Annotated in this window: 13 protein-coding genes; 8 read left to right on the top strand and 5 right to left on the bottom strand. The window is 56.2% G+C overall.

Annotated elements, in window-relative coordinates:
- Positions 1-40: 40 nt before the first annotated feature.
- Positions 41-361 carry a YnfA family protein gene (locus tag V6765_RS11770; protein WP_448428959.1) on the bottom strand — a complete coding sequence of 107 codons (321 nt, stop codon included), beginning with the start codon at positions 359-361 and terminating at the stop codon, positions 41-43.
- Positions 362-855: 494 nt separating this feature from the next.
- Here V6765_RS11770 and V6765_RS11765 point away from each other — a divergent pair, with 494 nt between their 5' ends.
- Genes V6765_RS11765 through V6765_RS11735 form a run of 7 tightly spaced genes read left to right on the top strand, consistent with a single transcriptional unit; the run spans position 856 to position 7454 of the window.
- Positions 856-1044, top strand: coding sequence for a hypothetical protein (locus V6765_RS11765; protein WP_448428957.1), 189 nt, complete (start codon positions 856-858; stop codon positions 1042-1044).
- A gap of 15 nt (positions 1045-1059) precedes the next feature.
- On the top strand, positions 1060-1287 hold the full coding sequence (locus V6765_RS11760; protein WP_448428955.1) for a hypothetical protein: 228 nt from the start codon (positions 1060-1062) through the stop codon (positions 1285-1287).
- Positions 1284-1769 carry an N-acetyltransferase gene (locus V6765_RS11755; RefSeq protein ID WP_448428953.1) on the top strand — a complete coding sequence of 162 codons (486 nt, stop codon included), beginning with the start codon at positions 1284-1286 and terminating at the stop codon, positions 1767-1769. The genes V6765_RS11760 and V6765_RS11755 overlap by 4 nt, the downstream gene beginning before the upstream one ends.
- A gap of 6 nt (positions 1770-1775) precedes the next feature.
- Positions 1776-2813, top strand: a complete 1038-nt coding sequence (locus V6765_RS11750; protein ID WP_448428951.1) for a tail fiber domain-containing protein — start codon at positions 1776-1778, stop codon at positions 2811-2813.
- Positions 2814-2825: 12 nt separating this feature from the next.
- The gene (locus V6765_RS11745; RefSeq protein WP_448428949.1) at positions 2826-4889 is read left to right on the top strand and encodes a hypothetical protein; all 2064 of its coding nucleotides are present in this window, start codon (positions 2826-2828) and stop codon (positions 4887-4889) included.
- On the top strand, positions 4889-6958 hold the full coding sequence (locus tag V6765_RS11740; RefSeq protein ID WP_448428947.1) for a hypothetical protein: 2070 nt from the start codon (positions 4889-4891) through the stop codon (positions 6956-6958). The genes V6765_RS11745 and V6765_RS11740 overlap by 1 nt, the downstream gene beginning before the upstream one ends.
- 4 nt (positions 6959-6962) lie before the next feature.
- Entirely contained in the window at positions 6963-7454 is a 492-nt protein-coding gene (locus V6765_RS11735) for a DNA-packaging protein (RefSeq protein WP_448428945.1), read from the top strand.
- A 568-nt stretch (positions 7455-8022) separates the two neighbouring features.
- Here the strand turns inward: V6765_RS11735 and V6765_RS11730 are convergent.
- The 3 genes from V6765_RS11730 to V6765_RS11720 all read right to left on the bottom strand — a co-directional run bounded on the left by V6765_RS11730 (position 8023) and on the right by V6765_RS11720 (position 10469).
- A complete protein-coding gene (locus V6765_RS11730) occupies positions 8023-8487 on the bottom strand; it encodes a hypothetical protein (protein ID WP_448428943.1) in 465 nt (154 codons plus the stop codon).
- 326 nt (positions 8488-8813) lie between these two features.
- Positions 8814-9104 (bottom strand): hypothetical protein, encoded by a 291-nt coding sequence (locus V6765_RS11725; RefSeq protein ID WP_448428941.1) that lies wholly within the window; start codon positions 9102-9104, stop codon positions 8814-8816.
- A gap of 99 nt (positions 9105-9203) precedes the next feature.
- Positions 9204-10469: a hypothetical protein gene (locus V6765_RS11720; RefSeq protein ID WP_448428939.1), complete on the bottom strand. Its 1266-nt coding sequence runs from the start codon at positions 10467-10469 to the stop codon at positions 9204-9206.
- 81 nt (positions 10470-10550) lie between these two features.
- Here V6765_RS11720 and V6765_RS11715 point away from each other — a divergent pair, with 81 nt between their 5' ends.
- On the top strand, positions 10551-10958 hold the full coding sequence (locus tag V6765_RS11715; protein ID WP_448428937.1) for a thermonuclease family protein: 408 nt from the start codon (positions 10551-10553) through the stop codon (positions 10956-10958).
- Positions 10959-11967: 1009 nt separating this feature from the next.
- Here V6765_RS11715 and V6765_RS11710 read toward each other — a convergent pair.
- Entirely contained in the window at positions 11968-12555 is a 588-nt protein-coding gene (locus V6765_RS11710; protein ID WP_448428936.1) for a hypothetical protein, read from the bottom strand.
- Between the last annotated feature and the right edge of the window lie 443 nt (positions 12556-12998).

Raw genomic sequence — 12998 nt, 5'->3', positions numbered from 1 at the left:
AATCCTCGTTTGATATACTGCCTGAGTTACGATCGGCCCCTCAGCGCGGGCCGGCAAAGATCACGAGCGCGCCGGCGAGGCAGATCGTGGCGCCGATCAGTTCCCAACGATCAGGCCGCATCCCTTCGGCCAGCCAGAGCCACCCCAGAGAGCTCACGATATAGATGCCCCCATAGGCGGCATAGGCCCGGCCCGCAGCATCACTTTCCACCAGCGTAAGCAACCAGGCAAAGCAGATAAGCGAAGCCACTCCCGGTACCACCCACAGGGCAGACCGATCCATCCTCAGCCAAGCCCAAAACGCAAAGCAACCCGCGATCTCTGCAATAGCCGCACCAGCATAAATTACGATCGTCGGCATAGGCTTGCCTCCATGATGGCAATGACATGGATCTGGTAGCTGAGGCAGATGGAAACGAAAACCCCAGATTCTGACTTCCGTGCTTCCGGATTTGTCTTCCCGAATTTCGCACGCAGTGGGTTGTTTTGGTTGCGAACAAAACGCCCAAATTCAGCCTAAGGGAGCTTGCGTCGATTGCAGTTATCTCACTGAAATGGTATATTTTTCAAGGGAGTGCATGCCTTTTCATCGCGACGAAAGGCTGATTGTCGCTATGTGTTTCAGGAGAAAGCGATCGATGCCTCGCGTTAGTTTATGCAATAGCGAACCTGATGTTCGGCCAATCCCTGTGCTGATGTATCGCTCAGAAGTTATCAACTTGAAGGAAGCCGTGGTCCGGACCGGTAAATCAGATCGGACGTTGCGTGGTTGGTGCCATCTGTACGGGATTGCTCGTCAAGCCGCCCCTGGCGCTCCCCTAGAGATATCTGCACCGGCTTTGGAGATGGTTATGCATGGCGATCATGAAGCTTTGGAGCTTCTTCGGGCCGGAGATCGTGAGAGCCCGCGCGTTCGTCGTGTCTTTAACCACCTTGGGCTTCCCGAGACGGGTTGAAAGCTCGACCGCCGCGAACAAAGTTCCGGACATTTCCGCATACTTCAAGTTTCCCTTTTCCATATGTGGTGAGATTCTGCTGGCTTAACAAGCGGAGACCGCAATGGATTCCAAGGAAGTGGAAAAATCATCTCAGAACGAGCGCCGTGTTCCGGTAATGCTCCGCGGTGCTGTTGTCATGGAAGGCTTCCAGCAGAGCCTCTTCGACGCCGCAAATCGGGCTGGTATGACACCGAATGAATATGTCCTTGAGGCTGCCGCTGAAAAGCTTCGATCGACGGGGCGCCGTTTCTCTGGGCTATTCTCTCCCGGGGATATCGCCACACAATGATACAGCTGCTCCAAGACAACGAGATTGGTATGCGTCCGCTCGTGACATGGGCGTTTTCTTTGCCTGGAGAGGACACGGAGCGACTAGCGACGCTTGTTGCCAACCGGATTTGGCCTGGTGCTGATCGTTGTTTTGGCAATTGCCGCGGAATTGCTGTTGCTATTGGAGACGAACTTGCTGCGGGGCTCATCTACCACAACTACGACCCGGATGCCGGCGTTATCGAAATTTCCGGCGCATCGTGGCGCAAAGGGTGGCTGACGAAATCGGTTCTCAGAGCGATGTACGGCTATCCCTTCCGCGATTGCGGGTGTCAGGCCGTGGTGCAACGGGTCTCAGATGCCGACAAGGCGCAGCACCGCATGTTGAAGGCTTTCGGAGCAGAGCATTACCGAATTCCACGCCTGCGGGGTCGGGATGAAGCGGAAAACATTTTCTTGACAACCAAAGAGGCATGGGAAGCAAACAGCTTCCCGAAGTGAGGTTATATGGGAAAGCCAAAGCCGCCGACTACGCCGGATCCCGCAGAGACGGCCTCGGCTCAGACCGCGACCAATATCGGAACGGCGATCGCGAATTCGTATCTTGGTAACGTCAACCAAGTGACCCAAGACGGCACATTAACCTATGACGTGACGGGCTACCACGACTGGACAAATCCGCTCGATGGAACAACAACCCCTATCCCGACCTGGACCGCAACACAGACGCTTTCGCCAGAACAGCAGGCCATCAAGGACCAGCAGGACGCGGCGCAGCTTAACCTTGCCGGTCTCGCCAACGATCAATCTAATTTCCTGCGCGGCTATCTGAACGAGCCTGTCGATTTGTCCACCGGCAATGTCGAGGGATACATCAACTCGCATTTCATGGACGACTTTAACAAGAGGTGGGACCAGAACAAGGCCGACCTTGACACGCAGATGGCAAATCAGGGCATCGACATCGGATCGACGGCCTATTCTCGCGCTTTTGGCGATTATTCGCAGCAGCGCTCCGATGCCTACGACAACCTATATGGTAACCAGTACCAGAACGCTATCCAGAACATTCTTGCGGAGCGCAACCAGCCGATCAATGAGATCGGTGCGCTCCTCGGCACGGGGCAGGTCGAAACGCCGAATTTCATGAGCCTAGGCGGGTCGCAGATGCCGACCGTAGATTATGCGGGTCTGGTCAATCAAAACTATCAAAACCAGATGGCGGCATACAACTCCGCTCAGCAGAGCCGCAACAGCATTATGGGTGGGCTGTTTGGCCTCGGTTCATCGGCGATCATGGCCAAGGCCGGCCCGGCAGCAATCATGATGTCCGACGAACGCGTGAAGAAGGACGTTCACAAGGTTGGCGAACTGAAGGGCCAGAATGTCTACGAGTTCCGATACAAAGGCGAGCCAGAGAGCGCGCCGATGTCAATGGGGGTAATGGCCCAAGAGGTCGAACAGTCGCGCCCTGATGCTGTCCTCAGCGGAGAAGACGGTATCAAGCACGTGGACTATGGCCGCCTTTTCCAACTCGGAGCATAACGGGGTTTTGATATGGCAACTGGTTTCATCTTCGGCGGCAACACCGGCGAGACATACGAAAGCCTAAAGGAGAAGCAGCGGCTTGCGGACGTTATCGCGGCCAAGACCATCTCAAACACTCCAAAGGATGTTGGTGAAGGCCTGAGCGCGCTTGGAAATGCGCTCCTCTACCGGTCGCTTGCAGGAAAGGCCAGGGAAGGCCTTCAGGCAGGCCGTTCCGCATGGGAGAAAGATTATAGCGGTGCTTTTGGGGGAAGGTCCCTGACGCTCGTGGATGCTCTTATGGGCAATGCTTCCGCTCTGTCTCCGGGTGGGTATGAGACCAGCATTCAAACAGCGGCCCAGAACTCTCCGGCATTGCAGGCAATCAACGACGTTGCACCCGGCGCGCCACCGATCGAAAGCGGGCCGCAGCTTGCATCACTAGCCTATGCTAATCAGGGCGCAATCCGCGATGATACGATCAAAGCCGACCTTCAGCGCAATATCCAGTCATCAATCTACGATGTGTTCGGCCCCGGCTATTCGACTGAGGTCTATTCCGGCGGTCAGGCCGGAAGAGGCGAGGGCGGCGCCCGGACGGGTTCGATCCGTCACGACCACGGCAACGCTGCGGATATCCGCGTTCTCGATCCAAAGGGGAATACGGTGACAGGTGACGCTCTTTCGCCTCTCGGGCAGTATTGGCAGGCACAGGGATACGGTGGGACCGGTATGGAGATGCGCGGCGGCGGTGTCCACCTCGACAACTGGACGCAGGATAAGTTGCGACCGGGAATGGGCATGTATTGGGGCTATGGCGATCAGGGCGGCAGCTACACGCCCGAAATGCAAGCAGCGCTGGCCCGTGGCGCGGGTGGCGAAGCTCCGTATTTCACGATGTCTCGTTTCCCGCAGGACGGTCCGGTCCCGGTTCCCCGTGACCAGTCTATCAGCGCTGCCACTGTAGGCTCAGTTGAGGCTCCACCGCTCGTACCGGTGAGCGGAGATGATGTTGCATCGATCGCGCCGTCGCAATCACCTTCGCAGGCATTTGCCTCACAGCACGGCACGCCCGCGCCGCCGTTGGAAGCGTCGGCGAACGTCCAGAGCGCCCCCGTGACGGCGACGCGTCCGCAGCAGCAGCCGACACTTGCCGCCGCGATGATGCAGCGCGAGAACATGCCGCAGGTGCCGCTGCCTAAACTAGTGGCGCTGGCTTCCAGCCCATATGCACGGCCTGAAGAAAAAGCCCTTCTGAACGTTCTTGTTCAGCAGCAGATCCAGGCAAGTGACCCACTGCGGCAACTTCAGTTGGAAAAAGCGCAGGCTGAACTTGCACAGTTTAAGAATCCGCAGACGACGCGAGTTCTAAGCGATCAGGAAAAGCAGCAGTTTGGATTGCCCGTAGGTGATGCGTTCCAAATCAAGCCGGATGGCAGCATTTCCAAAATCGGCGGCGGCGGTGTGACCGTCAACAACAACATGGGCGGACCTGAGCCGGGGCGCTATATCTATGCCGATGACGCTGGGCTTCCGAAAGGCTGGCGCTTCGATACCGAAACGCAGCAGGCCGAGGTTATCCCAGGTGGACCCGCTGCCCATGAGGCTGTTCAAGCGGAGCAAAAGCAGGACAAAAACGTCCAGAACGCCTTGACCGCATCAGATGTCGTCACGTCGGCAGCGGGACGGGCTCGGGATGCGGCAGGAAGGAGGGATTTCGGGGCGGCGGGAACGTCAGTCGTTGGTCAACTTCCGTGGACTGACAGCGCCGAAGTCTTGCGACAGGTCGCGGTCCTGAAGTCGAATGCCACGATCGAAAGTCTCAATGCAATGCGCGCTGCATCTCCGACCGGTGGCGCGCTCGGCAATGTGACCGAGAAGGAAGGGGCAATGCTTGCTGCTCGTGCCGGCGCGCTTGATCCGAATAGCCCGACATTCCTTCGTGATCTGGACGACTACGAGCGCGCCTTGCTGCGGGTCATCCATGGCAAGGATGAAGGCGACCGAATTTTTGACATGACACGCCCTAATCAGGCTGATGCCGATGGGTGGGTAACGCTTCCAAACGGTGCGCGCGTCAGGGAGAAACGATAATGCCAGTCTTTGAACTCCAAGGCCCTGACGGCAAAGTCTACGAGGTGGATGCGCCTGACATGCAGACGGCTGCCGCCGCCTTTGGTGATATTGGTGGTGACCAGAAACAGGCCGATTGGACCTACCTTCCCGGCGCTGTTGTTGATGGCATTGCGCAGGGCATGACCTTCGGTGCCAGCGACGAGATCGCTGCCGGCCTTGCTACGGCTACAGGTCTCGGCGGCAAGTTCGGCGATTACAGCGGTAACCTTGCTGCTGAGCGCCAGCGCATGGCCGAGAACCGCGAATACGCGCCCGGAACCTCGCTTGCTTCTGAGATTGGCGGTGCGATCGTTGGTCCGGGCGGCTTGCTTGCCAAGGGGGTGATGAAGGCTGGCACTCCGCTGTTGACCCGCATGGGTATCGGTACAGGCCTCGGTGCGGCTGAGGGCACGGCTTATGGTTTCGGCACTGGGGAAGGGATAGATGACCGCTTGCGCGGCGCACTCGTTCAAGGTGGCATTGGGGCAGTTGGCGGCGGGGCCTTCCCTGCGCTTGTCGCTGGCGCTGGCAAGGCTGTTAATGCTGCGCGCAATGTCGTCGGTGGCCTTGGCGGCATTGGCAACACCGGTCGAGCAAATCGCGCTATCGCGGAAACCGTTCGCAAGTCCGGACGTAGTGCCGCCGAAATTCAGGATGATATCGCGCGTGCCGCTGCCGAGGGTCAGCCAGAATACCGCCTTATGGACGCAACGGGCACGGCTGGCCAGCGCCGGGCATCCGGTGTTGTCCGTGCTGGTGGCGATGGCTCTGAGGAGTTGGCGCAGTTTCTCCAGCAGCGTCAGGCCGATCAGCCGAACCGTATGGCGGGATTTGTTGAAGACGCTTTTGGTTATAGAGCGAAGCCGTCCGATGCGACTGATCTTGTGCCTGCCGGATATAAGTTTCAGGATACGCCGGCGGATGTTCTGAGGCGACCTCAGAGATCAGCCGCCGATACGGTCGGAAATCTCAAGAAAGCCCGCACAGAAGCGGCTAACATTGCTTATGACGCCGCGCGCGATGGTGCGAAACCTGTTGATGTCAGGAACGCTGTCTCAATCATAGATAAACGGTTGGGGCCGCTGGAGGGTAGTGGCATCAAGGGAAATTCTATCGATGCCAGCCTTTCTCAATTCAGAAATCGCCTTACGGCAAAGGACCCGTCGAAATCTCGTGTCGGTAGTACCGGCCTAGCCGCTGGTGACGATGGCGGCTACACCCGTGTTGACCTGTCTGACTTTGATCGCGTCCTTGAGGTCAAGAGGGACGTTCAGGATTTGCGCCGCGTTGCGGAGAGATCCGGAGAGGGGAATAAAGCGCGATACCTCAAGGACCTTGAAAAAGAACTCGATTCCGCCCTTGAGATGGCATCTGAAGGATATCGAAAGGCGAATGATGATTTTGCGAAAGCCTCTCGGGTGATGGATGCTGTTGAACAGGGGCAGCAGTTTTCGAGACCGGGCTCGCGCTATCCAGATACGACAGCCGCGTTTCGAACCATGACGCCGGAAGAGCAGAGCGCCGCCCGGATCGGATACGGCGATCGAGCACTCGCTAAGATCGAAGCCAATGCGTCCCCGACATCGAATGTCGCGAAACCATTCCAAAGCACGAAGGCAAGGGAAGAAGCTGCCGCGATGGCGCTTGATCCCCAAACCTTTGCAAACCGTGTTGGTCGTGAAACGTCCATGTGGGAGACCCAAAACAGGGCTCTTGGCGGATCGCGCACGGCAGACAACCTCCAGGATATCGGAGACGTTGGTCCAATGGCTGATCTTGGCCGTGCCGGAATGGACTTGCTTCGTCTGCGACCGTTCAGCGCTATGGGAAACCTGGGCTCGGCTGCAACGCCTTTGCTTACCGGTCAGAATGAGGCCACCCGCACCTTGATTGCTAGGGCTCTAATGTCCCGAGAGCCTGAGAAGGCGCTCGCGGAAGTGATGCGCATGCGGCAAGCGAAAGCATCGAGAGTGACCCTCCTTGAAGCGCTGATGCGTGCGGCTTCCAGGACAACTGTCGGTGATGTTGCCAATGGCGATGTGAGGTAATGCGATGACCGCTGGAAAAGACGGAGTCACCGGGCGCTTTTTGCCGGGGAACAGGTTTTGGGAGGCCCGCAGTTCCCACGGTGCCAAGCCGAAGTTCGAGAACGGGGAAGACCTCTGGAAGGCATGCACCGAATATTTTGAATGGGTCGAGGCCAATCCTCTTTGGGAAGACAAGCTCGTGACGTTTCAAGGCATGGCAACACATGAGCCTGTCGCCAAGATGCGAGCCATGACGATCAGTGGGCTTTGCTTTTTCATCGACATCGACAAAAGCACCTGGGATGACTGGAAGAAAAGTCGCCCCGATTTATCCGGTATCATCTCGCGAGCCGAGGGGGTTATCCGGGACCAGAAGTTTGCCGGCGCTGCTGCTGACCTGCTGAACGCCAACATCATTGCCCGAGATTTGGGGTATGCCGAGAAGAATGAACACACGGGTAAGGACGGTGGTCCTGTCCAGTTTCAGACGATCTTCGAGGCCAAGCCGGATGACTGACGGTTTATCAGAGGCGTATCAGGGACCCTCTAGCTGAAGTCGAGAACGATATAGGTGCGATAGGAAGCACCTTAAACGTACTTGGCTATGCGTGGCGGGAATGCGAGTGACTGGAAATCCATATCTGACTTGACAAAGCGCGTAAGCAAGGCGCTACGATCTGTCCGTGAGGAGGGGCACGTTAAAGTGCCACTGACGCAAAGGGGAATGTCAGATGGGAAAGAAGGTCAGGGCTGCTATGGCCCTATGCGCGTTCATGCTTGCTGGACAGGCATTGGCGCAAGAATGCGATCCGAATTACACGCCGTGTGTACCAGTCGCCAGTGACGTTGACTGTGCCGGAGGGAGCGGCAATGGGCCGGCATATATTCGTGGCCCGGTTCGCGTCATCGGGCGCGATGTGTATGGACTTGATCGGGACGGCGACGGGATAGGGTGCGAGTAATTTTGCGCCGCTCTGAGTTTGACGTTTGAGCGGCGCAAACAAAAAGTATCGATAGGGTTCACACATCGTGCCATATCGCTATATATCAACAGTATGACTTCAGTTGTGGCAATTACGGCAAGGTTACTTCTTCGGCTTCCGCTCCCCAGAGCGTTTAAGGCCCATCTTGACCGCTGCCTCGCGTTGGAAATAATCGACTCCGTTCTTGAGCCAGATATTTTGCGTCCTAAAATCGCTCACCTTTTTGGGTTTGTTCCGCTTTCCAGCCTCTTCCCAAGCGGCAGCGATAGCGGTCTGGAACGGGCATATGACTCCGAACTTTCCGACCCCATCGCTTCCAGCGGTTTGACACCAGAAATCGTCAACCACGGAAATGTTGTCCAGTTCAGACCTAATTCGGTCTAGAAATTGCTGCGCTGTTTCGTCCGTAACGACGAGCATGCCAATTATCTTACCGCCGTATTTTGCCCGCTTCATCCATCGGTTGGCTACTTTTGCTATTCTCGCTAAATCGTTCCTGGAAAGATTCTCCCAGTCGTATTTCAGCTTTACCGTAAATTCCAAAACCGTAAAGTTTCGACTTGCCATATAAGGGTGTCCTTATGTTTGGCATTGGTCGGCTTGACAGACATGGACATTCGAGAGTATGACCCCGGTGTGTTTAAAGTAATCCACAGGCCGACCAAAGCTTTTGTGGGTTCGACACGGAGCCGAGGCCGCCCGCCTCGGCTTTGTCGTATCGGCTGTGGCGCGATTCGCCACAGCGCCAACCATATGTCTTGACTTCACATTTTCTGTCAAGTGTACTGTTTCTGCTTCTGTCCTTGTTTGTTCCTTATGTGTTCGCGCGCTGCCAATGCCTTCCCAGTTCCGGCTAACCGGATGCGCCAGCGATTGTTCGGGGCAGCGGCAAGTTAGTCGACGGCGCTGGCCAAGACAAAAATCCCAAACGCAAGCAAGCAAACGGAAAGCGGTAACGCGGAGGCAATCTCATGAAGTCCAAGCCAAGACCGAGGCGCGTATAGCCACGGGGCATCAGAGGCGAATTTGAGCGCGTCCAACAGCTTCACGCTGGGGAATACCCCGTCCCTCAGGAAGCGGTAGCCTTGATAGACCAGGATAGCGATTCCCGAGAACAGCGAAATAGATCCGATCATCCCAACGATAAATTGGCCTACTTTTTCCTCTGTGGTTTTCCGCTTCATTATTCGCGCCTCTAGGAGTTTTTGCGATCTTTGGTGCCGGGCTTATGAGCAATCTCGCCGGTAAAGGCGCGCGTAGGGAAGGCTGCGTAAGCATGCACGTTATCCAGGCTCTGAGCCAGCTAGGCGGGCGATAGGCATCTGCGGGTCGGCGGCGTACCACCAGGGTATCCACACCGGGCGACCGTTTTCGCAGCTACCATATCTGACGCCGCTAAAATCATCGACGACACATATTGGGATCGAACTAACGGCCTCATTGTTCGCCCCTACTAAGCAGAATTGTGCTTCCATCCCTCCCGTATTGATTTGATCATAGAGGTGGCTGTATCCATCTGGGCCTAACCGGGAGATCGAAGGGCTCTGATCCCGATAGTATTCGAGCTGTTGCAGATCGGATGCGCTGTCGCGAACCCACGCTTGAAAATTCAAACAAGCGACTGCTCGATCCGTGTGAGAAAGCTTGACCCTCGGGATAATCCCGGCCAGTCCGATATCCCAGCGAGCCGCTTCTTCTACGGTGTCAACGTATTCAACTTCGTCTGGGCCACGTTGCAATAGCGCCGAGATCAACGAAGCTGGTACCATCGCTTGCATTCCGAAAGGAGACCGATACAGCCCGAACTCAACTTGCATGGCCATGATCGATCGAAGGCTTTCCTGTATGGCCATCACTTCGGCACCGGTCATACTTTCATCTGCTTCAACCGCGACGAAGGGAGCATGAAATCCGAGAGAACCACGAACATCGAGGATTCGGTTTGTGTATTCGATCTCAGGCCCCTTCGCGTGCCCGGCCATGAATATAAGGGCGCAGGCCGAATAACATTCTGCGAATGCTTCGATCCGAGTTGTGATTCCGTAGTCATGTATGAAGCGGGCCATCAATGCTCCTTCCAACATCAGCCCACCGGAACTATCCAGGCAGACAGCGTTCTGGGGGCTATTGATCAGTTCCCCGTTGTCGAGCTGTCCATCCAACCCCAACTGGTGGGCGATCTCGAGAAATGCGCCAAAATCCCCTTCAACAATCGGACCCGTTAGGTCAATTGCGCATTCATCCTTGTCGCTCGGCAAGATGGATGCTGCAGAGCTGGGCGTGCTGTCAGCAAAAATTGCCGTATTTATCGCAATCAAAAACAAAGCCAGCAGTCGCATTTCCACCCCCGTCGACAAACCTTGAACATGTTGCGCGGATGGGGCTTCAATGGCAAGCGGCAGCAGGAAAAACAGCACGCGATCGAAACCGAAAAGACGCTGCGCGAGGTCAAGAGTTCTCTTCTGGATCGGGAATTCCGGAACTGGCTGCGGGAGAAATCCGGCCTGTTCGGAAGCAGGGCGCGCCGGTGCATGGAGATGGACCGGCAAACAGAAGCTTGAGGGTATTCCGGATTGCACTTTCAGGATTGCGGCGGCATTGTCCGGAAGGTTATGCCACAGGAGGTGCCAATGATCCGGAATGCCATCTTTGCTTTTGGGGTCATCATGGCCGTTCCGTTTTCCGCTTCGGCTGGTCCGGACTGTGGGCTGTATCAGTATCGGGCCGAGGTGACCGAAGTCTATGACGGGGATACGGTTACCGTCGATATCGATCTCGGTTTCGACATCTGGATGAAGGACCAGAAGCTACGTCTCTACGGAATTGACGCACCGGAAATGCGCGGTCCGGAAAAACCGGATGGCACGATATCGCGCGATGCCCTCCGAGATAAGATCCTTGGTGAGGAGGTCATGCTCTGCTCCTACAAGGACGAGAAGGGCAAGTTCGGCCGCTATCTCGCTACGATCTGGCTCAATGACCTGGACGTCAATCGTTGGCTGGTGGAGGAAGGTTACGCCGTTCCCTATCTGCCATAATCGCTCGCTTCAGGGATGCAGCAGCCTCGTCGCGAGCTGTCTCGATCATGAAGGCGATTAATTCGTCATCTTGGTCCCGCTGCCCCGGATCTGCGATCTTGATGGCATCATCGAGAAGGGAAATGACTTTGCGGTACCGCTCGCTTCTCTTTGTCTCCATGCCTTATTTCACTCCTGCTAAAGCGTCGTAATAAGGGTAAAGCGCCGTTCCCTACGTATTATAACGCTTTGTAAAGCAGAAAATGCATCGGAAATTTATTACGACGCTTTTCCTGTGCCCTTATTATCGGTCTTTGAGGAGTCCGAACGACGGGGTTTTCGCTTCGCGAAGTTGGCGGTATTAAATTACCACATCACATCGGAGACCTTCGTCATAAACCGGGATGAAATCCAAGAGCTGTTCATTCTCGCCGCGGACGTTGACCGCCGACCCCCGATACCGCGCGGCCTAAGCAACCCCGATCCATCGATTGCGGCTATGTGCACGACCTTGCCGACAAGAACGGCTGGGGAGATGTCCGTCTCGAGTAAGACGAGTGCGACAAGTGGGAAGCCCTGAAGGCCCGCGTGTCGGCCGCCGAGATGACTTCCTACGAAAAGGCGCTTTTGCTCATCGCAACGTGCCCACGGGAGGCGGATCGGCGAGCACTGTGGGCTTGGGCCAAGTCCAAGGTTGGCGGAAAGCCGTTTGCCCGCTGGTGCCGTGCTGAGGGGATTTCCCGAACGGCGGGATGCAATCGCAAGAATGCAGCCGTCGCCTTTCTGGCATCAGAAGATGTTCGATCCGGTGCCTCAGGTGAAGCGCATCTTGATTGCTTTCCGGAGGTCGAGGTTCACGAGCCGGCGGGGAAGGTGTGTGGGCCAGGAACGACGGTGAACTGCCGAAGGTCGATCGGCCTGATCTTCGAGATTTCGAATGGGCACAGCGGAGGAGTGCTAAGCGTCATGCTCTTCGAAAAAAGGAACGCTGTGCCAACAATGAGGCAACGGCCGCCTGATTTGCGAACCTTCACTCAAGCCAAGTTACTTCCAGCACGCCACCCAGGCATTCGACCGCGCGGTTTATCGCCTTGAAGTTCGGGTACTCACTCCGATAACCCCGTGTCTGGAAATAGAGCTTCGTGTGGCACTCTTCATCCAGGTCGCGCATCGTCCAACGCAAATCGTAGCATCGAAGCCGGACTTCATCGAGCGCCTTCACGCCAGTTATCTTGTAAGGCTTTTTGTTTCGCCGAAGTCCGTAGTAGCGAGCTGCCACGCGAATGGTTGACCATTCTACGCCAGGAATGGCCTCGCAAATCTCTTCACGGCTCCCTGCCGGGTACAGTCTCCGCAAGATCGATATGTCTCGGGCTGTCCATCTGTGAAAACTCTGCTTTACGAGGCCGAGCTTCTTGCAGCGCCACTTAATAGCACCGAGAGTTCTCCATCGGAGAACGCGGCAAATCGCGTTGTAGTCAGGATAGAGCAGGCGGCAGGTGTCGTCTTCACGTTCTTCCCAGAAGCGTTGAAAATTCCAGCCCAAGCCCTGTTGGACTAAGCGTTTGCGGGCTATGGCCAAGCTTCGGGGCGTCATTTCTGATACACGGATGGTCATGCTGAATTAGTCGTGGGGCAGACGTGAACACGGTGAGAACACATTGCTACCATTTTGCAACCCAACCCGGTAGCACAAAAGCAAATCATCGAATATGAAAGAAGACCGAAGTGCGGAAAATGCCCGTCAATACGAGACTCTCCGGGATGGCGGGTGACTGCGAAAAACGCGCCTAACCGAATTTCAAGACCGGTGCCTTAAACCGCTCGGCCACTCCTCCGGCTGGAGCGCATTCACGAAATATTCGTAGATGTCGCTTAGAGGATGGCCTTTAGCACCGTGTTCTCTTGCGGGTCAATCCCGGGATATGTGCCGGTTCGATGCGGACACGCGGGGGCGGTCAAAACCCGACCGGGGCAATTTCGGGTTGCGCAATTTCGCCAATTTTGTTAACGCGCCACAAAGAGGCCATCAAGCATCCGCATAGGAGAGTTTGACACAGT

The sequence above is a fragment of the Martelella sp. FOR1707 genome (genome assembly GCF_053484265.1).
Note: the sequence above shows the minus strand (reverse complement) of the source record. Positions and strands in the feature narration are given on the sequence as shown.

Bases quoted from the DNA above. Each gene is read 5' to 3' on its own strand.
- V6765_RS11770 (WP_448428959.1), bottom strand. From the start codon at position 361: ATGCCGACGATCGTAATTTATGCTGGTGCGGCTATTGCAGAGATCGCG.
- V6765_RS11765 (WP_448428957.1), top strand. From the start codon at position 856: ATGGCGATCATGAAGCTTTGGAGCTTCTTCGGGCCGGAGATCGTGAGA.
- V6765_RS11760 (WP_448428955.1), top strand. From the start codon at position 1,060: ATGGATTCCAAGGAAGTGGAAAAATCATCTCAGAACGAGCGCCGTGTT.
- V6765_RS11755 (WP_448428953.1), top strand. From the start codon at position 1,284: ATGATACAGCTGCTCCAAGACAACGAGATTGGTATGCGTCCGCTCGTG.
- V6765_RS11750 (WP_448428951.1), top strand. From the start codon at position 1,776: ATGGGAAAGCCAAAGCCGCCGACTACGCCGGATCCCGCAGAGACGGCC.
- V6765_RS11745 (WP_448428949.1), top strand. From the start codon at position 2,826: ATGGCAACTGGTTTCATCTTCGGCGGCAACACCGGCGAGACATACGAA.
- V6765_RS11740 (WP_448428947.1), top strand. From the start codon at position 4,889: ATGCCAGTCTTTGAACTCCAAGGCCCTGACGGCAAAGTCTACGAGGTG.
- V6765_RS11735 (WP_448428945.1), top strand. From the start codon at position 6,963: ATGACCGCTGGAAAAGACGGAGTCACCGGGCGCTTTTTGCCGGGGAAC.
- V6765_RS11730 (WP_448428943.1), bottom strand. From the start codon at position 8,487: ATGGCAAGTCGAAACTTTACGGTTTTGGAATTTACGGTAAAGCTGAAA.
- V6765_RS11725 (WP_448428941.1), bottom strand. From the start codon at position 9,104: ATGAAGCGGAAAACCACAGAGGAAAAAGTAGGCCAATTTATCGTTGGG.
- V6765_RS11715 (WP_448428937.1), top strand. From the start codon at position 10,551: ATGATCCGGAATGCCATCTTTGCTTTTGGGGTCATCATGGCCGTTCCG.
- V6765_RS11710 (WP_448428936.1), bottom strand. From the start codon at position 12,555: ATGACCATCCGTGTATCAGAAATGACGCCCCGAAGCTTGGCCATAGCC.